This window comes from Vibrio sp. 10N.222.48.A3, from assembly GCF_041475345.1.
GTDB lineage: Bacteria > Pseudomonadota > Gammaproteobacteria > Enterobacterales > Vibrionaceae > Vibrio > Vibrio tasmaniensis_A.
The window spans coordinates 1-507 of sequence record NZ_JBFRVX010001504.1 but is presented as its reverse complement, the minus strand read 5'-3'; the positions used below and the strand labels follow the sequence as shown (position 1 = coordinate 507).

Annotated in this window: 1 pseudogene; it reads left to right on the top strand. The window is 44.4% G+C overall.

What is annotated here, in order from left to right:
• Positions 1 to 507, top strand: a pseudogene (locus AB4653_RS27405) (condensin subunit MukF); the annotation flags it as partial.

Sequence of the window (507 nt, the reverse complement as noted above, 5' to 3'; positions counted from 1 at the left end):
TGGTATCTCAGATTATTACTTACGTCACCGCCAGTTTTCTAAATTAAAACTGTCTATCCAGCTTTCTATGGTTGCCGATGAGATGGCAAAAGCCATTGAAGCCGCCCAGAAAGGTGGAACTCCGGGGCATTGGAGAAGGAATGTGTACGGCGTGCTCAAGTATTCTGTTGGCGAAATTTTTGATCAGATCGATCTTAACCAACGGGTTATGGATGAACAGCAACAAACCGTCAAACAGCAAATTGCGGATCTTTTAAATAAAGATTGGCGAGAAGCAATCAACAACTGTGAGTCTTTGCTATCGGAAACCTCAGCCACGCTAAAAGAGTTGCAAGACACCTTGCAAGCGGCGGGCGATGAACTGCAAACCCAGATTCTTGATATTCAAGAAATTGTTTATGGTGACGATGAGCTCGAGTTTGTAGGTGAAACCCTATTTGGTTTGCAAATGAAGCTAGACCGAATCACCAGTTGGGGCCAACAAGCGATTGATTTGTGGATCGGCTA